We start from the raw sequence: 19,324 nt of genomic DNA on the forward strand, positions 1-19,324 counted from the left end.
AGACCGATCCCGGTCCATTCTGCCCTGCGGCCCCGCCCCCGGGAGCGGCGGGCGGACGCCGCCGCGCTACGCCCCCTCGGCCGGCCCGGCGGAAACGGCCGGCTCCACCGCCGGAGGCGGCTGCTCCTCCCGCGCCGGCGGCACCGTCAGCGGATACACCGGGGGAGTGCCGCCGAACTCCGGACAGACCGCCTGGTGATCGCACCAGCCGCACAGCTTCGTCGGCCGTGGCCGCCAGTCACCCGTCTCCGTCGCCTGCCTGATCGCGTCCCACAGCGCCAGCAGCTTGCGCTCGATCCGCTCCAGATCCGCCTCCACCGGGTCGTAGGTCAGGACGTCACCACTGCCCAGATAGACCAGCTGGAGCCGGCGCGGCACCACCCGCTTCCACCGCCAGATCACCAGCGCGTAGAACTTCATCTGGAACAGCGCGCCCTCCGCGTACTCCGGACGCGGCGCCTTGCCCGTCTTGTAGTCCACGATCCGCACCTCGCCCGACGGCGCCACGTCGACCCGGTCGATCACCCCGCGCAGCCGGAGCCCCGACTCCAGCTCCGTCTCCACGAACAGCTCACGCTCGGCCGGCTCCAGCCGTGTCGGATCCTCCAGCGAGAACCACCGCTCGACCAGCCCCTCGGCCTCCGACAGCCAGCGGGTCAGCCGCTCGCCGCCCTCGTCCCCCTCGAACAGCTCACCCAGCTCCGGCCTCGACTCCAGCAGCCGCTCCCACTGCCCGGGAACCATCGCCCTGGCCCGCGGCGCCGTACGCTCGACAGCGGGGTCGTCGAACAGCCTCTCCAGCACCGCGTGCACCAGCGTCCCCCGGGTGGCCGCCTCGCTCGGCTTCTCCGGCAGCTTGTCGATCACCCGGAACCGGTACAGCAGAGGGCACTGCATGAAGTCACTCGCACGCGACGGCGACAGCGACATGGGCTGCTGACTCGTACTCATGACGCAGACCCTACGGCCCGCCACCGACAGCGAGCGGAATACCATCGGCACAAGACCTCGCGCACACGGCATCATCGGAGCGAGTGACGGCGCCGCAACGAAGGGACGACGTGAACAAGGACGACGAGAGCGGCGAGAGCAGGAGGCCGCGGTCCGGTCCTGAGGACGCGCCCCCCGGCGGCAAGCGGAAGCGGCCCGAAGACCCCGGGGGCGGGATCCTGATGGGCCGTCCCTTCGGCGTTCCCGTCTACGTCGCGCCCAGCTGGTTCCTGGTCGCCGCCCTCATCACCTGGGTCTTCGGCGGCCAGCTCGACCGGGTGCTCCCCGAGCTCGGCGGCGTCCGGTACCTCGTCGCGCTCTTCTTCGCCGTCGCCTTCTACGCCTCCGTACTGGTCCACGAACTGGCCCACACGGTCGTCGCCCTGCGCTACGGCCTTCCCGTACGCCGCATCCAGCTCCAGTTCTTCGGCGGCGTCTCCGAGATCGAGAAGGAGTCCGAGACCCCCGGCCGCGAGTTCGTGCTCGCCTTCGTCGGCCCCCTGCTCTCCCTCGTCCTCGCCGCCTTCTTCTACCTCACGATGATGGCCGTCGAACCCGGCACCGTCCCCGGCGTCCTGCTCGCCGGACTCATGATCTCCAACCTCATCGTCGCCGCCTTCAACCTGCTGCCCGGCCTGCCCCTCGACGGCGGCCGGATGCTCCGCGCCGTCGTCTGGAAGATCAGCGGCAAACCCATGACCGGCACCGTCGCCGCCGCCTGGGTCGGCAGGGCCCTCGCCGTCGCCGTCCTCATCGGCCTCCCGCTGCTCACCCACACCGGCGCCCTCGGCAACTCCACCAAGGACATCGGCGGGATGGAGACCGTCACCGACGCGCTCCTCGCCGCCATCCTCGCCGCGATCATCTGGACCGGCGCCGGCAACAGCCTGCGCATGGCACGCCTGCGTGAACACCTGCCCGAACTGCGGGCCCGCGCCCTCACCCGCCGCGCCGTCCCGGTCGAATCCGCCACCCCGCTCTCCGAGGCGCTGCGCCGCGCCAACGAGGCCGGCGCCCGTGCCCTCGTCGTCGTCGACGGACAGGGCGAACCCACCGCCCTGGTCCGCGAGGCCGCCATCGTCGGCGTCCCGGCCCACCGCCGCCCCTGGGTCGCGGTCAGCGGCCTCGCCCAGGACCTCACCGACGGCATGAAGATCCCCGCCGAACTCGCCGGAGAAGCCCTCCTTGACCGGCTCAGGGCCAGCCCCGCCACCGAGTACCTCGTGGTCGAGGAGACCGGGGAGATCTACGGAGTCCTCTCCACCGCCGACGTCGAACGGGCCTTCGTCGCCGCCATGGCCAGGCCCGATTCCTCATAGGCACCGGCCGAGGCGCCCATGAGGCACCCCCACGCCAGGTGAGAGGGCCTCAAACGGAGCAGGTAGTCTGACCGCATGTCCGAACCGACCGGTGCCGCCCGTCGTCGCGGCCCCTTCAAGGTCGGGGACCAGGTCCAGCTCACCGACCCCAAGGGACGCCACTACACCTTCACGCTCGAAGCCGGGAAGAACTTCCACACCCACAAGGGTTCCTTCCCGCACGACGAGCTGATCGGTGCTCCCGAGGGCAGTGTTGTCCGCACCACGGGAAACGTCGCCTACCTCGCGCTGCGCCCCCTGCTCCCCGACTACGTCCTGTCCATGCCCCGCGGCGCCGCCGTGGTCTACCCCAAGGACGCGGGCCAGATCCTGGCCTTCGCCGACATCTTCCCCGGCGCCCGCATCGTCGAGGCCGGAGTGGGATCGGGCTCGCTCAGCAGCTTCCTGCTGCGGGCCATCGGCGACCAGGGCATGCTGCACTCCTACGAGCGCCGCCAGGACTTCGCCGACATCGCCCGCCAGAACGTGGAACGCTACTTCGGCGGCCCCCACCCCGCCTGGCAGCTCACCGTCGGCGACCTCCAGGACAACCTCTCGGACACCGAGGTCGACCGCGTGATCCTCGACATGCTCGCACCGTGGGAATGCGTCGAGCCCGTGTCGAAGGCGCTCGTACCCGGCGGCATCCTGTGCGCCTACGTCGCCACCACCACCCAGCTCGCCCGCACCGTCGAGACGATCCGCGAACACGGCTCGTTCAACGAACCGGCCGCCTGGGAGTCGATGGTCCGCAACTGGCACGTCGAAGGACTCGCCGTACGCCCCGACCACCGCATGATCGGCCACACCGGCTTCCTGATCACCGCCCGCCGCCTCGCCGACGGCGTGGAGCCGCCCCTGCGCCGCCGCCGCCCCTCCAAGGGCGCGTACGGCGAGGACTACGACGGCCCCGGAAGCGGCAGCGGCTCCCGGAGCTGAGCCCGCGTCACCTCCCCGGCCCCGGGAACCCACAACACGGCAGCGCCGCCGCCCGGTTCACGTCCGCCCGACGTGAACCAGGCGGCGGCTTCTTTACGTTGGCCTTAACGACCCCGCTGTTCCACCGCACTGTGACGTGTGGCACGATTCTCGCCACCCCCACCGGCCCTGCCTTCACAGGAGACACCGCGTGCAGATCTCCGACGTCCCGGACCTCGCGCACACCCGCCCGCGTCCCGTGCACTGGCTCGCCACGGCCACCGCGATGGCCGCCGTGATGGCCGGCGCCGGCCTGCTCCAGCCGGACGCCGCCACCGCCAACCAGACAGGCTCCGGAACCACCGCGCGGACCGCGCCGAACACCGCGCCACTGCCCGCGCCCGACACCGCAGGCGTCGACTTCCCGCTCGAATGCGGTGGCGCGAAAGCACTGGTCACCAAGGAGGCCGCCGGGGACCTCGACGGCGACGGCCGCCCCGAGACCGTGGCCGCCGCCCGCTGCGACGCCGGATCGGGCACCCCGCCGAGCGGCGTCTACGTACTCACAGCGACGAAGGACGCGAACGCCCCCCGCGTCGTCGCCACCCTCGTGGACCCGGCCGACCGGCAGACCGTCGCCGACCTGGCGATAGCCGACGGCTTCGTCCGGGCCCGGCTGCTCGGCTACTCCGGGCCCGACGTACCGGGCTGCTGCCCCGACGAGGAGCGGAACCTGACCTGGCGATGGCGGGACGGCGCCTTCGTACAGAGCGACCGGAACGAGTCACGCAGCGTCTGACCGGTCACACCGCGTGACCAGCCCGCGCTGCCGCGACGGCGCCGCGGACGGCCGGGAGCCCGTCACTCCGCGTCGGGGCCGTACACCTCGACACTGTCCGAGACGCGCCGTACATGAATGCACTCACCCGGGCACTCCTTGACCGAGTCCACGACATCCTGGAGAAGCGGCAGCGGCACCCGGGTGGTGGCGCCGGGGGACTGGAGCAACTCGTCGTCGGCGCTCTTCACATAGGCGAGCCCGTCGATGTCCAGCTCGAAGACGTCGGGCGCGTACTGGGCGCAGATCCCGTCGCCGGTGCAGAGGTCCTGGTCGATCCAGACTTCGAGCGGCTCGCCGCCCTCGGTGAGGGTGCCGGTCGGAGCCTGCTGCTGCACGGTCATATCGCCTGCCGTTTCCTGCGTGGGCCGGGACCACCTCGGGCAAGTCGCGCCAGCCCTGACGGGTGTTGAACACCTCGACGATACAACCGGCCGCTTTCCGATGTTGATCGGTGGGTATTCCCCTGGCGTGAGGGAGAGCGCAAGGGTGAAGATCGGACACACCCCGACAGTGTTTGTGATCTAGGGGTTTTAATCACCACCTACCCAGGTAGGGTCAGGAAGCGTCCAGCTCCCCTTGGAGGAGGTGAGGACCGTGGCAGCCCACGACGACGACATCAACCGCGGCATCCGGCCCGGGCGGGGGTCAGAAGACCCAGCAGGCCAGGTTGCCTATCTCGAGCAGGAAATCGCCGTCCTGCGACGTAAGCTCGCCGACTCTCCGCGTCATACGAGAATTCTCGAAGAGCGGATCGTCGAACTGCAGACGAACCTGGCAGGTGTGTCCGCGCAGAACGAGCGGCTCGCCAATACGCTGCGTGAGGCCCGCGACCAGATCGTGGCCCTCAAGGAAGAGGTCGACCGGCTCGCGCAGCCGCCGGCCGGCTTCGGTGTCTTCCTGCATGCGAACGAGGACGGCACGGCCGACATCTTCACCGGGGGCCGCAAGCTCCGGGTGAACGTCAGCCCGGGCGTCGAGCTCGAAGAGCTCCGGCGCGGCCAGGAAGTGATGCTCAACGAGGCCCTCAATGTGGTCGAGGCCATGGAGTTCGAGCGGGCCGGGGACATCGTCACCCTCAAGGAGATCCTTGAGGACGGCGAGCGCGCCCTGGTCGTGGGGCACACCGACGAGGAACGGGTGGTGCGGCTCGCGGAGCCGCTGCTCGACATCACCATCCGCGCCGGCGACGCCCTCCTGCTCGAACCGCGCTCCGGCTACGTCTACGAGGTGGTTCCCAAGAGCGAGGTCGAGGAACTCGTCCTCGAAGAGGTACCGGACGTCGACTACGGCAAGATCGGCGGTCTCGGCGGCCAGATCGAGATGATCCGCGACGCCGTGGAGCTTCCGTACCTCTACCCGGACCTCTTCAAGGAGCACGAGCTCCGCCCGCCGAAGGGCATCCTGCTCTACGGCCCGCCCGGCTGCGGCAAGACGCTCATCGCCAAGGCCGTGGCCAACTCCCTTGCCAAGAAGGTCGCGGAGGTCAGCGGCCGGCCCGCCGGCAAGAGCTACTTCCTGAACATCAAGGGCCCCGAGCTCCTCAACAAGTACGTGGGCGAGACCGAGCGGCACATCCGCCTGGTCTTCCAGCGCGCCCGTGAGAAGGCCAGCGAGGGCACCCCCGTCATCGTCTTCTTCGACGAGATGGAGTCCCTCTTCCGCACCCGCGGTTCCGGTGTCAGCTCGGACGTGGAGAACACCATCGTCCCGCAGCTCCTCGCCGAGATCGACGGTGTGGAGGGCCTGGAGAACGTCATCGTCATCGGCGCCTCCAACCGCGAGGACATGATCGACCCCGCGATCCTGCGGCCCGGCCGGCTCGACGTGAAGATCAAGATCGAGCGTCCGGACGCGGAGGCGGCGAAGGACATCTTCGCGAAGTACCTGCGGTCCTCGCTGCCCCTGCACGAGGACGACCTGTCCGAGCACAAGGGCTCCCCCGAGTCCACGGTGCAGGGCATGATCCAGTCGGTCGTCGAGCGGATGTACACCGAGTCCGAGGAGAACCGCTTCCTCGAGGTCACGTACGCCAACGGCGACAAGGAAGTCCTCTACTTCAAGGACTTCAACTCCGGCGCGATGATCCAGAACATCGTCGACCGGGCCAAGAAGATGGCGATCAAGGACTTCCTCGACGAGAACCAGCGAGGACTCCGCGTCGCCCATCTCCTCCAGGCCTGCGTGGACGAGTTCAAGGAGAACGAGGACCTGCCCAACACCACCAACCCGGACGACTGGGCCCGTATCTCCGGCAAGAAGGGCGAGCGGATCGTCTTCATCCGCACCCTCGTCACCGGAAAACAGGGCGCGGACACCGGACGCTCCATCGACACGGTGGCCAATACCGGACAGTACCTGTAAGAGAAAGACCGGCTGCGGATGTCCGGACGGGCATCCGCAGCCGGTTGTTTTCCCCCTACCTTTCACGACACCGGGACAATGACGGAAACGATCTCCCCACCAGTGCGAAGCCGTTTTAGGCTCGTCGGTACCGCCATGTCGCGCAGTGCGGGGACGGGCACCGCACACGCACCGGAGAGACAGCGGTACTTGAGCGGCGTTCCCGTCCGGGAGCGCCGCCGGGCAAGGAGGGCCGCATGACCGTACGGCGAGTAATGGGCATCGAGACGGAGTACGGCATCTCCGTCCCCGGCCAACCGAACGCCAATGCCATGCTCACCTCGTCCCAGATCGTCAACGCCTACGCGGCGGCGATGCACAGGGCGCGCCGCGCCCGCTGGGACTTCGAGGAGGAGAACCCGCTGCGGGACGCACGAGGCTTCGACCTCGCCCGCGAGGCCGCCGAGTCCAGCCAGCTCACCGACGAGGACATCGGGCTGGCCAATGTGATCCTCACCAACGGCGCCCGGCTCTACGTCGACCACGCGCACCCCGAGTACAGCTCCCCGGAGATCACCAACCCGCGCGACGCCGTCCTGTGGGACAAGGCCGGCGAGCGCATCATGGCCGAGGCCGCCGAGCGCGCCGGACAGCTCCCCGGCGCCCAGCCGATCCTCCTGTACAAGAACAACACCGACAACAAGGGCGCCTCGTACGGCACGCACGAGAACTACCTGATGAAGCGGGAGACCCCGTTCTCGGACATCGTGCGGCACCTGACGCCGTTCTTCGTCTCCCGGCAGGTCGTCACCGGTGCCGGCCGGGTCGGCATCGGCCAGGACGGCCACGAGCACGGTTTCCAGATCAGCCAGCGGGCCGACTACTTCGAGGTCGAGGTCGGGCTGGAGACGACACTCAAACGGCCCATCATCAACACCAGGGACGAGCCGCACTCGGACGCCGAGAAGTACCGCAGGCTCCATGTGATCATCGGCGACGCGAATCTCTCGGAGATCTCCACCTATCTCAAGCTCGGGACGACGGCCCTGATCCTGTCCATGATCGAGGACGGGTTCATCAATGTGGACCTGGCCGTCGACCAGCCTGTACGCACGCTCCACCAGGTCTCGCACGACCCGTCCCTGGCCCGTCTGATCACTCTCCGCAGCGGGCGGACACTCACCGCCGTACAGCTCCAGATGGAGTATTTCGAACTGGCGCGCAAATACGTCGAGGAGCGCTACGGAGCCGACGCGGACGAGCAGACCAGGGACGTGCTGGGCCGCTGGGAGGACACGCTCAACCGCCTGGAGAACGACCCGATGAGCCTGTCGGGCGAGCTGGACTGGGTGACGAAGAAGGAGATCCTGGAGGGCTACCGCCGCCGTGACGCCCTGGAGTGGGACGCGGCGCGGCTCCACCTGGTGGATCTCCAGTACTCGGACGTACGCCCCGAGAAGGGCCTGTACAACCGTCTGGTGGCCCGCGGCAGGATGAGCAGGCTCCTGGACGAGGCGGACGTCGAACGGGCCGAGGCGAAGCCTCCTGAGGACACGCGCGCGTACTTCCGCGGCCGCTGTCTGGAGCAGTACGCGGACGACGTGGCCGCGGCCTCCTGGGACTCGGTCATCTTCGACCTGCCGGACCGCGACTCCCTCCAGCGGGTACCGACCCTGGAGCCGCTCAGGGGCACCCGCAACCACGTGAAGGAGCTCCTGGACAGGTGCCGCACGGCCGAGGAGCTGGTCCGGGTGCTCTCGGGCGGCTGAAACGGTCCCGGTCCGGGAATCATGGGAGTGGCCCCCGGACGTTGCGAGAACTGCGGGGCCGATGTCGGACCCTGCTTGTAGGGTCGGATCTTGAAGGTCACATCGAGCGGGGCGAACCGAGCGGGGTGAGGGTTATGGCGACCAAGGACACCGACGGCGGGCAGCAGAAGGCGACGCGTTCCACCGAGGAGGTCGAGGAGCAGACCGAGGACGTACAGCAGTCCGAGGACCTCAAGGAACGCCAGGAGAAGCTGTCCGACGACGTGGACTCCGTGCTGGACGAGATCGACGACGTACTCGAGGAGAACGCCGAGGACTTCGTTCGAAGCTTCGTGCAAAAGGGCGGACAGTGAACGATGGGCGATCCGTCCGAAGAGAAGCAGTGCGCGGGTTGTCGCCGCACCCTGCTGCTCAGCTCCTTCGCGACGGACAGCAGTAGGCGTGACCGTCTCCAGACGCGGTGGCGGCAGTGCGTGGCGGAGTACGGCGCCACACACTGCCGGCACCGCCGGGAGGCCGAGGGCGCGGGCAAACCTCACAGCGAGTGGCACCGAGATTCACGTACGTCGGACGGACCGTCCACGCGGTGCACATCCCGCCGGGCGGTCCGAGGGCGCGCGGGCCGCCCGAAGCGGCGGTTCGGCACAACCGAAGCCCAGCGCGACGAGATGATCCCGTCGCAGATGGGCGTCTGCGTCATCCGCCCATCTGCTCCCGCCGCGCATGTGGATCACCGCCATGAGACGGGTAGGGTCCGGGGCGTACCGTGCTTCAACTGCAATTCGGCCACTGGCAAGTTGGGGGACGATCCCGACACACCCTGCGCCGTGCAACCGCATACCTGGAGGGAAACGCGTGGAAGCCAACACTCGTAGCACCGGGCGTCTGCCGGCTGCCTTCCTGACGCCCGGCTCGGCCTCGTTCATGGACTTCCTGTCCGTCCACTCGCCGGAGATCCTGCCGGGCAACCGGGTGCTGCCGCCCGTCCAGGGTGCGATCGAGGCTCCGCACGGGACGACGATCGTCGCCGTGACGTTCGCGGGCGGGGTCATCCTCGCCGGCGACCGCCGGGCCACCATGGGCAACATGATCGCGCAGCGCGACATCGAGAAGGTCTTCCCGGCCGACGAGTACTCGGCCGTGGGCATCGCGGGTACGGCGGGCCTCGCCGTGGAGATGGTCAAGCTCTTCCAGCTGGAGCTGGAGCACTTCGAGAAGGTCGAAGGCGCACAGCTCTCCTTCGAGGGCAAGGCCAACCGGCTCTCCACGATGATCCGCAGCAATCTCGCGATGGCCATGCAGGGCCTGGCCGTCGTCCCCCTCTTCGCCGGCTGGGACGTCGACCGGGAGAAGGGCCGCATCTTCTCGTACGACGTGACGGGCGGCCGTTCCGAGGAGCACGGGTACGCGTCCACCGGATCGGGCTCGATCTTCGCGCGGGGTGCGATGAAGAAGCTGTTCCGGGACGACCTGACGGAGGAGCAGGCCGTCACCCTCGTCATCCAGGCGCTCTACGACGCCGCCGACGACGACTCGGCCACCGGCGGGCCGGATGTCGCCCGCAGGATCTACCCCCTCGTCAACATCATGACGGACGAGGGTTTCCGCAGGGTGTCCGACGAGGAGTCCTCGCGGATCGCCCGTTCGATCATCGAGCGCCGGCTGGAGCAGCCCGACGGCCCGCGCGCCGAACTGCTCTGATCCCGGCCTCCGCCGAATAGACATGTCACTGACAGGAAGGGACGGATAGCCGGTGTCGACGCCGTTCTATGTCTCACCCCAGCAGGCCATGGCCGACCGGGCGGAGTACGCCCGCAAGGGCATCGCCCGCGGCCGCAGCCTGGTTGTGCTGCAGTACGCCGACGGCATCGTCTTCGTCGGTGAGAACCCGTCCCGCGCGCTGCACAAGTTCAGCGAGATCTACGACCGGATCGGTTTCGCCGCCGCCGGCAAGTACAACGAGTACGAGAATCTGCGCATCGGCGGTGTGCGCTACGCGGATCTGCGTGGATACACCTACGACCGTGACGATGTGACGGCGCGTGGGCTGGCGAACGTCTACGCGCAGACGCTGGGCACCATCTTCTCCAGCGCGGGCGAGAAGCCGTACGAGGTGGAGCTGGTCGTCGCCGAGGTGGGCCCGACGGCCGACGGTGACCAGATCTACCGGCTGCCGCACGACGGTTCGATCGTGGACGAGCACGGTTCGGTGGCCGTCGGTGGCAACGCGGAGCAGATCAGCACGTTCCTCGACCAGCAGCACCGTGACGGGATGTCGCTGGCCGAGGCGCTGAAGCTGGCTGTTCAGGCGCTGTCGCGGGACACCAACGGAAGCGAGCGGGAGATTCCCGCGGAGCGGCTGGAGGTCGCGGTCCTGGACCGGACCCGGCCGCAGGAGCGCAAGTTCAAGCGTGTCGTGGGCCGTCAGCTGGCCCGTCTCCTGGAGGCGGACGGTGCGGCGTCCACACCGACCGACGCTCCGTCGGACGAGGAGTCGGAGGAGTCCGGCGACGCCGAGAAGTGAGCGGCGCGGTTCTTCCGGTGCCCCGAACCGCCCGTGCGGTTCGGGGCACCGGTCCGTCCGGGGCCCTCGCCCGTCCGGGGGCGCTGTCTCAGACGGCGGGCGGGGGCGGGGGCGCGGTGGAGCCGCGGATCACCAGGGACACCGGCAGGACGGTGTTCTCGGGCTCGCGTGCGTCGAGGATGGCCAGCAGGGCGGACATCCCGTGTTCGCCGACGCGCTCGGCAGGCAGCCGGACGGTGGTCAGTTCCGGTTCCACCGCCGTGGCGAGGGCGAGGTCGTCCATGCCGGTGACCGAGACGTCGTCCGGGACGCGCAGGCCGAGTTTCCGTACGCCCTTGACGGCGCCCGCCGCGAGGACGTCGCTGTCGCAGATCAACGCCGTGGGCCGGGGGCCGGGGCCGCTGAGGGCCCGTTCGGTGGCCTCCCGCGCGGCGTGCACCTCCAGCGCGGAGGGCACGGTGCGCACGACCGCGTCGGGCACGTCTCGTACCGCCTCGGCCAGCGCGTCGGCCCGGACGCCGAAGGTCCAGGAGGTGACGGCCGAGGCGAGGTGGACGATTCGGCGGTGGCCGAGGCCGAGCAGATGGTCCGTCACCTGCCGTACGGCGTCGGCGAGGTCGAGGTTCACGTACGCGCAGGCGCCTGATCCGGTGGGGTCGCTGTCGAGCATCACCAGTGGCAGGCCGCTGCCGCGGATGGCGGCGAGCGCGTCGGTCGCGATGGACGAGGCGATGACACCGTCGAGTGCGGCGCGCGCCGAGGCGAAGGGGTCCTTGGCGGGTCCGACGCCGTCGGGCGAGGGGTAGAGGACCACGCCGAAGCCGTGTTCGGCGGCGACCCTCGCGGCGCCCGTGTAGACGCGGGCGAAGAACTCGTGGGTGAGCGCGGGCACCACGAGCAGCGCGGTCCTGGTGCGGCCCAGCCGGAGGTTGCGGGCGGCGAGGTTGGGCCGGTAGCCGAGTTCGCGCGCGGTGTCCCGGACGAGTCCGGCCGTGCGTTCGGAGACCCGGCCGGGCCATTTGTCGCCGAGGACGAGGGAGACGGTCGCCTGCGAGACTCCGGCGGCCCGTGCGACGTCCCTGCTGGTCGGTCGAGCGGGGCGGGCGCCCGTGCCGGGGCCGGGCCGGTCCGTGCCGGGCGGCTCTGCCATGGGTGTCGTCCTCCGTGGTGACTGCCGCGGGCGGGAGCGCCCGGACCGTGCGCCCCGACAAGTCTGTGGACCCGCGGGCTGCGGACATGGTACGTATGGCACCGGACGTTATACGTAAAACTTCGCTGTGCCGGGTGAACCGGGGAGAGACAGGGGGAGTCATGGCCGCGGGCTATGTGGACATTCTCAGGGCGCCGCACGCCGCGCGACTGCTCAGCGGCACCCTCGTCGGGCGTCTGCCCAGTGCCACGGGCCACATCGCGATCGTCCTGTTCACCCGCGAGGCGGGCGGCAGCTACACCCTCGCGGGCGCCCTGGCGGCGGCCTACGGGCTGGCCACCGCGATCGGCCAGCCGCTGCTCGGCCGCGCCGTCGACGTGGTCGGCCAGCCGCGCGTCCAGCTCCCGGCCGCGCTCGTCTCCGCCCTCGGCATGGTGCTCCTCGCCCTGACCGGAATCGAGCCGCTGGTCCCGGCGTACACGGCGGTGGTGATCGCCGGCTTCTTCACCCCGCCCCTCGAAGGCGGTCTGCGGGCCCTGTGGCCCAGCGTCCTCGGCAGGGAGGACCGGGTGCACCGGGCGTACGCCATGGACGCCGTCGCGCAGGAGGTGATGTTCACGGCGGGCCCGCTGTTCGTCACCCTCCTCGTGGCTCTCTGGTCCCCGGCCGCCGCCCTGCTGGTCATCAACGGCATCGGCGTCCTCGGCGCGCTCACCGTCGTGCTGTCCAAGCCCTCGCGCGCCTGGCGGTCCGCGCCCAGGGAGGCGCACTGGCTGGGCGCCCTGCGCTCGCCCGGACTCCTCGCGCTCCTCGCGGCCTTCCTCTTCATCGGACTGGCGCTCGGCTCCATCACCGTCGCGGGCGTGGCGTACGCCGACGACCAGGGCCGCGAGTCCGTGTACGGCTGGCTGATGGCCGCCCTGGGCCTCGGCGCTCTGCTGGGCGGTCTCGTCTACGGGGCCAGGCAGTGGACCGGTACCCCCGAGCGGAGGCTGCTGTGGATCACCGCGCTGCTCGCCGCGGGCTATCTGCCCCTGATGCTCACCCCGGGCGTGGTGGCCATGACGGCGCTCGCCGCCCTCTCCGGCGTCTTCCTGGCGCCCGCGCTGGCCTGCGCCTTCATCGTCGTCGACCGGCACGCCCCGCGCGGCACGGTCACGGAGGCGTTCTCCTGGCTCGTGACCACCTTCGGTGTCGGCGCCGCTTTCGGTACGGGAGTGGCCGGACCGGCCGTCGAGTTCGCCGGGACACCGGCCGGGTTCGCCGTGGCGGGGGCGGGCGGTGCGACCGCGCTGCTGGTCCTGCTGGTGACCCGGAGCGTCCTCGCGGCTCCCGCGGAGGACGCGGCCGGCCGCCCGACCGGGGAAGCCGGACTCGAAAATGATCGCAACGGTGCGGCCCAACACGGTTTCAGCTCAGGCCATCAGGCGTAATGTTCAGACATGGACCGCCGCATTTTCGGGCTGGAGAACGAGTACGGCGTCACGTGCACCTTCAGGGGACAGCGCCGGCTGTCACCTGACGAAGTGGCGCGCTACCTCTTCCGCCGTGTTGTGTCATGGGGCCGCAGCAGCAACGTCTTCCTGCGGAACGGCGCCCGCCTGTACCTCGACGTGGGATCGCATCCGGAATACGCGACACCCGAATGCGACAACGTGACCGAACTGGTCACGCACGACAAGGCCGGTGAGCGCATTCTGGAAGGCCTGCTCGTCGACGCCGAACGCCGCCTGCACGAGGAGGGAATCGCGGGCGACGTCTATCTGTTCAAGAACAACACCGATTCGGCTGGAAACTCCTACGGCTGCCACGAGAATTACCTCGTCGCCCGCCACGGGGAATTCTCCCGGCTCGCGGACATCCTCATCCCGTTCCTCGTCACCCGGCAGCTGCTCTGCGGCGCGGGCAAGGTGCTCCAGACCCCGCGTGGCGCGGTCTACTGCGTCAGCCAGCGCGCCGAGCACATCTGGGAGGGTGTCAGCTCCGCCACCACCCGTTCCCGTCCCATCATCAACACCCGTGACGAACCGCACGCCGACGCGGAGCGCTACCGCCGGCTGCACGTCATCGTCGGCGACTCGAACATGTCCGAGACGACGATGCTCCTCAAGGTCGGCGCGACGGATCTCGTGCTGCGCATGATCGAGGCGGGCACGGTCATGCGTGACCTCACCCTGGAGAACCCGATCCGGGCGATCCGCGAGGTCAGCCACGACATCACCGGTCAGCGCAAGGTGCGTCTGGCCAGCGGTCGCGAGGCGTCCGCGATCGAGGTCCAGCGGGAGTACTACGAGAAGGCCGTGGACTTCGTCGACCGCCGGGGCATCCGCACCGGCACCGTCGAGCAGGTGCTGGAGCTCTGGGGCCGTGCGCTCGACGCGATCGAGGCCGAGGACCTGGACCGGATCGACACCGAGATCGACTGGGTCATGAAGTACAAGCTCATCGAGCGCTACCGGGCCAAGCACAACATGACCATGTCCCACCCGCGGGTCGCGCAGATAGACCTCGCCTACCACGACATCCACCGCCGCCGCGGGCTCTACTACCTCCTGGAGAAGCGCGGCCAGGCCGCCCGGATCTGCAACGACATGAAGATCTTCGAGGGCAAGTCGGTGCCCCCGCAGACCACCCGGGCGCGGCTGCGCGGGGACTTCATCCGCCGGGCCCAGGAGCAGCGGCGGGACTTCACCGTCGACTGGGTCCATCTCAAGCTCAACGATCAGGCGCAGCGCACCGTGCTGTGCAAGGACCCCTTCCGCTCGGTGGACGACCGGGTGGAGAAACTGATCGCCGGTATGTGACCGGACGCGGCTGACATCCGCGGTCCGGAACACGACTCGGGCCCCGTACGTTTCTCGTGCGGGGCCCATGGCACGCCCTAGAGTGTCGAGGAACTTAACCTTCCGTCTGAGATCTGAGGAATTCGTGCGCCGACTAGCCGGCCTCGTCGTCATCCCCCTACTGCTGCTGTCCACGGCGGCATGCGGTGACGACGGAGGCTCCGACTCAACCTCGTCCAAGAACGGGCTTCCCGCGATCACCGCGGGTGCCAAGTTCGGTGAGAAGCCGACCCTGGGTAAGGGGGAGGGGAAGCCGCCGAAGGAGCTCCAGACCGATGTCATCAGTGAGGGTGACGGTGCGAAGCTCAAGAAGGGTGACGCGATCCAGGTCAACTACCTGGGGCAGTCGTGGGACTCGACCAAGCCGTTCGACAACAGCTTCGACCGCAAGGCCCCCTTCGATCTGACGCTGGGCGCCGGCATGGTCATCCAGGGCTGGGACAAGGGTCTGGAGGGCCAGAAGGTCGGCAGCCGGGTCGCGCTCGGCATCCCGCCGGAGCTGGGTTACGGGGCGCAGGGCCAGGGCGACATCAAGCCCAACGCCACCCTGGTCTTCGTCGTCGACATCCTGAAGGCGACGCAGGTGCCGACCACCGCCAAGGGCAGTGAGGTCGCGCAGGACAACATCGACCTGCCGAAGGTCGGGGTCAACGCGGACGGCAAGGCGCCCAAGGTCACGGTCCCGAAGACGGACCCGCCGAAGAAGCTCGTCTCCAACTACGTGCTGGAGAGCAAGGGCGAGGTCGTCAAGGAGACGGACTCGGTCGTGCTGAACTACGAGGCGCTGCTGTGGAAGGACGCCAAGACCTTCGACAGCACGTACAAGAACGGCAAGACCGTGACGTTCCCGCTGCCGCAGCTCACCCTCAAGGGGCTGAAGGACGGCGTCGTCGGCAAGAAGGTCGGCAGCCGGGTGCTCGTCGTCATCCCGCCGGCCGACGCGTTCGGCGACAAGGAGCAGCAGGGCATCCCGAAGAACTCCACTCTGGTGTTCGCCGTGGACATCCTGGCGAAGGTGTAAGACTGTCCCGGTTGCCCCGTTCATCATTTAGAGGAGCAGTTCAGTGAGCATCGAGAAGCCCGAGATCGACTTCCCGGGTGGCGAGCCGCCGGCCGACCTGGAGATCAAGGACATCTGGGAGGGCGAGGGCGCCGTCGCCAAGTCGGGCGACACCGTCTCCGTCCACTACGTGGGTGTGGCCTTCTCCACCGGTGAGGAGTTCGACGCCTCCTGGAACCGCGGTACGCCGCTCCAGTTCCAGCTCGGTCAGGGACAGGTCATCTCCGGCTGGGACAAGGGTGTCGAGGGCATGAAGGTCGGCGGACGCCGTCAGCTGACGATTCCCTCGCATCTCGCCTACGGCGAGCGCGGCGCGGGCGGCGGGGCGATCGCCCCCGGCGAGACGCTGATCTTCGTCTGCGATCTGGTCGCTGTCTGACCCGTGTCCGGTCACTTACGGACACACCGAGGGCCCATGCCGTCCGGCGTGGGCCCTCGGCTTTTGCCGCGGGACCGCCGGACGGTAGGTTCGACGCGGGGATGCGGCACTATCGGATGAGGTGTGGGGCGTCGATGGCCATTGCCAAGGCCGAGCGGTTGATGAATCTCGCGCTGTGCCTGCTCGGTACGCGGCGCCCGCTCAGCAAGCGCGAGTTGCGCCAGTCCATCGAGGCGTATCTGGAAGCCGGTTCCGACGACAGCTTCAACCGCATGTTCGAGCGGGACAAGGACGATCTTCGCGAACTCGGTCTCGTCATCGAGACGGTGGAGAACCTGGACGGCGAGACCGGCTATCTGGCCCGCCGGGACAGCAACCGTCTGCCGGCCATCACCCTGGACGCCGAGGAGGCCGCGGCGCTCGGCCTCGCCGCGAAGGTCTGGCAGCAGGCGCGGCTGGCGGGCGCCGCCAGCGGCGCGCTCCAGAAGCTGCGGGCCGCGGGGATGCCCGAGGCGGAGGACTCGTACGAGGCGCACCACAGCGCCCTGGAGCCGCGCATCCCCGTCCACGAGGCGGCCTTCGAACCCCTGATGCTCGCCTGCCGTGACCGCAGGCCGGTCGTCTTCGACTACCGCAAGGCCAACGCCGCCAAGCCCGAGCAGCGGCAGGTCGAGCCGTGGACGCTGGAGTGCTGGCGCGGACACTGGTATCTGGCCGGCTGGGACCGGGAGCGCCGGGCCGAGCGGGTCTTCCGGCTGTCGCGCATCACCGGCCGGGTCCGCTCCCGGACCGGTGGCTTCACCGCTCCCGTGCCCGATGTGGTCACGGTGCGCGAGACGGTCGAGAGCTGGGCGGGTGAGACGGCGACCCGTTCGGCGCTGATCCGGCTGCGCTCCGGCTGCGGTTACCCGCTGCGTGCCCGCGCGGTGTCGTCGCGGGAACTGGGCGACGGGTGGGACGAGTTGGAGATCCCGTACGGTCACGGCCTGGACGCCTGGCTGGTGGAGTTCGGCCCCGACGTGATCGTGCTGGAGCCCGCGGATCTGCGGGCCGATGTCGTGGACCGGCTGCGCGCCGTGGCCAAGGGCTGAGGGGAACTCGTACACACCATGGCAGCCAACGCCATCGACCAGACCCGCCGGATGCTCTCGCTGGTGACCTATCTGCGCGAGCGTCCCGGCGCGCACGTCCAGGACGTGGCCCGTGCGTTCGGGATCACCGAGGACGAGCTGATCTCCGACCTCGACGTGCTGCCCATGTGCGGGACGAGTTTCCGCGGCGGGGACCTGCTCGACATCGACACCGACGGCGACCGCATCTGGTGGCACAACCCGGACGACGTGGCCGAGCCGCTGCGGCTGGCCGCGGACGAGGCCACCGCGCTGCTGGTGGCCGCCCGCGCCGTCGCGACGCTGCCGGGGCTGCGGGAGAGCGACCGGCAGGCGCTGCTGCGGGCGACCGCGAAGCTGGAGGCCGCCGCCGGGGAGGTGGCGGGCGCCAGCTCCCGGCTCTCGGTGACCTTCGAGTCGGAGGGCGGTGTCTTCGCCGATGTCGACCGGGCGATCTCGGAGCGGCGCAGGCTGTGGCTGCGGTACTACTCGCCGGCGCGGGACGAGCTGACCGAGCGCGAGGTCGATCCGATCAGGCTGTTCGCGGTGGGCCATACGTACATGGAGGCGTGGTGCCGGCTCTCCGAGGCGCGGCGCACGTTCCGGCTGGACCGGGTCGCCGAGATCAGGCTGCTGGACGCGCCGGCCGCGCCGCCGGAGCTGGAGCTGCGCGATCTGTCGGAGGGGCTGGTGCAGCCGTCCGCCGACGACCCGGAGGTGGTGGTCGAGGTCGGGCCCGGCGGGCGCTGGGTGGCCGAGTACTACCCGCACGACAGCGCGGAGGAGCTTCCCGACGGAGGGCTGCGGATCACGCTGCGCACACCCGCTCCGACCTCGCTGCGGCGCCTGGCGCTGCGGCTGGGCCGGGACGGGCGTATCACGTCCCCGCCGGAGCTGGCCGGGAGCGCGCGCCGGGCGGCGGGCGAGGCGCTGGCGGCGTACGACAGCGGCGACGCGAACCAGCGAAACCAGGGGAATTGGGAGATTTGTCCGTGATGGCTGGTTTTTCCGCTCCGGTGGCCATGACGCCCGTCCTCTTCCAGGCGTCCTGCCCCGAGTGCCGGGCCCGGTTCGAGCTCTCGGCCGGCGCGCTGCGGCTCGCGATCGGCGCCAGCAGCCGTACCACCTTCTACTCGTTCACCTGCCCCGAGTGCGACACGGCGGTCCGCAAACCCGCGGGCGAACGCATCGTGGAGCTGCTCACCGGCGGCGGCGTACGGACGCTGCGCCTCCATTCGACGATCTAGCAAGCTGGACCGGCCCGGTCCACCGGACGGGCCCAGCGGAAAGACTCCTGGCATGTTCTGGCCCATGCTCGCCATCGCTCTCGGGTTCTGCGGGATCGCCGTGCTCGGCGTCCTCGCGATCCGGGTCTTCGTCGAGGCCCAGCGCCTCGGCCACCAGGTCGCCGCCACCACGCGGCGGATCAACCGGGCGGCGGAGGAGCTGGAGGTGGCCGCCACCCATCTCGCCCGCACCGGGGACGCCATCCGATAAATGAATGCACCCTCCCTCCATCGTCAGTTCGGGCGGTAGGCTGACGAAGCGGTCCCGGACCGGAGGCGGGGGCCGCGTCGTAGGGAGTACGCACAGGCATTGCCCTGCGTTTACCCCCGCGGGTTACGATCGCTGCCAGCACGATGTCCGGACACCTGTCCGGCCGTCGCCGCAGACCACCTGTCGCCTCGGTGAAGAAGGTAATCGCTATGGGTAGGCTCGGCCCCACCGAGATCATCCTTATTCTCGTCGTCATCATCCTGCTCTTCGGCGCCAAGAAGCTTCCCGACATGGCCCGTTCGCTCGGCAAGTCGGCGCGCATCCTCAAGAGCGAGGCGAAGGCGATGAAGTCCGACGAGAACAAGAGCGGCACGGCTCCGACGGACCCGCCGACCGCCTCCGCCGACCCGGACCAGCCCGCGCCCCGGACCATCCAGGCCGCGCCCGGCGACGTCACCAGCTCGCGCCCCGTCGCGGAGCCCACCGACTCGACCAAGCGCTGATCCGATCCCTGGGCCGATGCACGCACCGGGCACGGTGACGGCC

At 69.6% G+C, this 19,324-nt stretch carries 21 protein-coding genes; 18 read left to right on the forward strand and 3 right to left on the reverse strand.

Features of this window, described 5'->3' with window-relative positions; all coding sequences use genetic code 11:
• Positions 1-66 precede the first annotated feature (66 nt).
• Positions 67-951 (reverse strand): RecB family exonuclease, encoded by an 885-nt coding sequence (locus tag ACZ61E_RS08580; protein WP_469698748.1) that lies wholly within the window; start codon positions 949-951, stop codon positions 67-69.
• A gap of 110 nt (positions 952-1,061) precedes the next feature.
• Between ACZ61E_RS08580 and ACZ61E_RS08585 the strand changes: the two genes are divergently transcribed.
• The 3 genes from ACZ61E_RS08585 to ACZ61E_RS08595 all read left to right on the forward strand — a co-directional run bounded on the left by ACZ61E_RS08585 (position 1,062) and on the right by ACZ61E_RS08595 (position 4,065).
• Positions 1,062-2,309 (forward strand): site-2 protease family protein, encoded by a 1,248-nt coding sequence (locus ACZ61E_RS08585; protein WP_469698750.1) that lies wholly within the window; start codon positions 1,062-1,064, stop codon positions 2,307-2,309.
• 75 nt (positions 2,310-2,384) lie between these two features.
• Positions 2,385-3,287 carry a tRNA (adenine-N1)-methyltransferase gene (locus ACZ61E_RS08590; RefSeq protein WP_147877371.1) on the forward strand — a complete coding sequence of 301 codons (903 nt, stop codon included), beginning with the start codon at positions 2,385-2,387 and terminating at the stop codon, positions 3,285-3,287.
• Between the two features lie 190 nt (positions 3,288-3,477).
• A complete protein-coding gene (locus tag ACZ61E_RS08595) occupies positions 3,478-4,065 on the forward strand; it encodes a hypothetical protein (RefSeq protein ID WP_469698752.1) in 588 nt (195 codons plus the stop codon).
• Between the two features lie 62 nt (positions 4,066-4,127).
• On the opposite strand, the gene ACZ61E_RS08600 is transcribed toward ACZ61E_RS08595, so the two are convergent.
• Positions 4,128-4,448: a ferredoxin gene (locus ACZ61E_RS08600; protein WP_469698753.1), complete on the reverse strand. Its 321-nt coding sequence runs from the start codon at positions 4,446-4,448 to the stop codon at positions 4,128-4,130.
• A 253-nt stretch (positions 4,449-4,701) separates the two neighbouring features.
• Here ACZ61E_RS08600 and arc point away from each other — a divergent pair, with 253 nt between their 5' ends.
• The 6 genes from arc (at position 4,702) to prcA (ending at position 10,740) form a co-directional block, all read left to right on the forward strand.
• Positions 4,702-6,468 carry a proteasome ATPase gene (arc, locus tag ACZ61E_RS08605; RefSeq protein WP_147877369.1) on the forward strand — a complete coding sequence of 589 codons (1,767 nt, stop codon included), beginning with the start codon at positions 4,702-4,704 and terminating at the stop codon, positions 6,466-6,468.
• 236 nt (positions 6,469-6,704) lie between these two features.
• Positions 6,705-8,216, forward strand: a complete 1,512-nt coding sequence (dop, locus tag ACZ61E_RS08610) for a depupylase/deamidase Dop (RefSeq protein ID WP_469698755.1) — start codon at positions 6,705-6,707, stop codon at positions 8,214-8,216.
• A gap of 134 nt (positions 8,217-8,350) precedes the next feature.
• Positions 8,351-8,569: a ubiquitin-like protein Pup gene (locus ACZ61E_RS08615; protein WP_469698757.1), complete on the forward strand. Its 219-nt coding sequence runs from the start codon at positions 8,351-8,353 to the stop codon at positions 8,567-8,569.
• A gap of 330 nt (positions 8,570-8,899) precedes the next feature.
• Positions 8,900-9,091, forward strand: a complete 192-nt coding sequence (locus ACZ61E_RS08620) for an endonuclease domain-containing protein (RefSeq protein ID WP_469698932.1) — start codon at positions 8,900-8,902, stop codon at positions 9,089-9,091.
• Positions 9,072-9,917, forward strand: a complete 846-nt coding sequence (gene prcB / locus ACZ61E_RS08625) for a proteasome subunit beta (protein WP_469698759.1) — start codon at positions 9,072-9,074, stop codon at positions 9,915-9,917. The genes ACZ61E_RS08620 and prcB overlap by 20 nt, the downstream gene beginning before the upstream one ends.
• 52 nt (positions 9,918-9,969) lie before the next feature.
• Positions 9,970-10,740, forward strand: coding sequence for a proteasome subunit alpha (gene prcA / locus ACZ61E_RS08630; RefSeq protein ID WP_469698761.1), 771 nt, complete (start codon positions 9,970-9,972; stop codon positions 10,738-10,740).
• Between the two features lie 88 nt (positions 10,741-10,828).
• On the opposite strand, the gene ACZ61E_RS08635 is transcribed toward prcA, so the two are convergent.
• Positions 10,829-11,890 (reverse strand): LacI family DNA-binding transcriptional regulator, encoded by a 1,062-nt coding sequence (locus tag ACZ61E_RS08635; protein ID WP_469698763.1) that lies wholly within the window; start codon positions 11,888-11,890, stop codon positions 10,829-10,831.
• A 161-nt stretch (positions 11,891-12,051) separates the two neighbouring features.
• Here ACZ61E_RS08635 and ACZ61E_RS08640 point away from each other — a divergent pair, with 161 nt between their 5' ends.
• The 9 genes from ACZ61E_RS08640 (at position 12,052) to tatA (ending at position 19,281) form a co-directional block, all read left to right on the forward strand.
• Positions 12,052-13,323, forward strand: a complete 1,272-nt coding sequence (locus tag ACZ61E_RS08640; protein ID WP_469698764.1) for an MFS transporter — start codon at positions 12,052-12,054, stop codon at positions 13,321-13,323.
• A 9-nt stretch (positions 13,324-13,332) separates the two neighbouring features.
• Positions 13,333-14,694 carry a Pup--protein ligase gene (gene pafA / locus ACZ61E_RS08645; RefSeq protein WP_469698766.1) on the forward strand — a complete coding sequence of 454 codons (1,362 nt, stop codon included), beginning with the start codon at positions 13,333-13,335 and terminating at the stop codon, positions 14,692-14,694.
• 124 nt (positions 14,695-14,818) lie between these two features.
• Positions 14,819-15,754 (forward strand): FKBP-type peptidyl-prolyl cis-trans isomerase, encoded by a 936-nt coding sequence (locus ACZ61E_RS08650; protein WP_469698768.1) that lies wholly within the window; start codon positions 14,819-14,821, stop codon positions 15,752-15,754.
• A gap of 43 nt (positions 15,755-15,797) precedes the next feature.
• Entirely contained in the window at positions 15,798-16,172 is a 375-nt protein-coding gene (locus tag ACZ61E_RS08655; RefSeq protein WP_469698770.1) for an FKBP-type peptidyl-prolyl cis-trans isomerase, read from the forward strand.
• Positions 16,173-16,306: 134 nt separating this feature from the next.
• Positions 16,307-17,263 carry a helix-turn-helix transcriptional regulator gene (locus ACZ61E_RS08660; protein ID WP_469698772.1) on the forward strand — a complete coding sequence of 319 codons (957 nt, stop codon included), beginning with the start codon at positions 16,307-16,309 and terminating at the stop codon, positions 17,261-17,263.
• 18 nt (positions 17,264-17,281) lie between these two features.
• Entirely contained in the window at positions 17,282-18,277 is a 996-nt protein-coding gene (locus ACZ61E_RS08665; RefSeq protein WP_469698774.1) for a helix-turn-helix transcriptional regulator, read from the forward strand.
• Positions 18,277-18,528 (forward strand): hypothetical protein, encoded by a 252-nt coding sequence (locus tag ACZ61E_RS08670; protein WP_469698934.1) that lies wholly within the window; start codon positions 18,277-18,279, stop codon positions 18,526-18,528. The genes ACZ61E_RS08665 and ACZ61E_RS08670 overlap by 1 nt, the downstream gene beginning before the upstream one ends.
• A 52-nt stretch (positions 18,529-18,580) precedes the next feature.
• Positions 18,581-18,778, forward strand: a complete 198-nt coding sequence (locus ACZ61E_RS08675) for a hypothetical protein (RefSeq protein WP_469698776.1) — start codon at positions 18,581-18,583, stop codon at positions 18,776-18,778.
• Between the two features lie 209 nt (positions 18,779-18,987).
• A complete protein-coding gene (tatA, locus tag ACZ61E_RS08680) occupies positions 18,988-19,281 on the forward strand; it encodes a Sec-independent protein translocase subunit TatA (RefSeq protein WP_078078173.1) in 294 nt (97 codons plus the stop codon).
• The last annotated feature ends 43 nt before the right edge of the window (positions 19,282-19,324 follow it).

It is taken from the genome of Streptomyces sp. NPDC104581 (assembly GCF_055583685.1).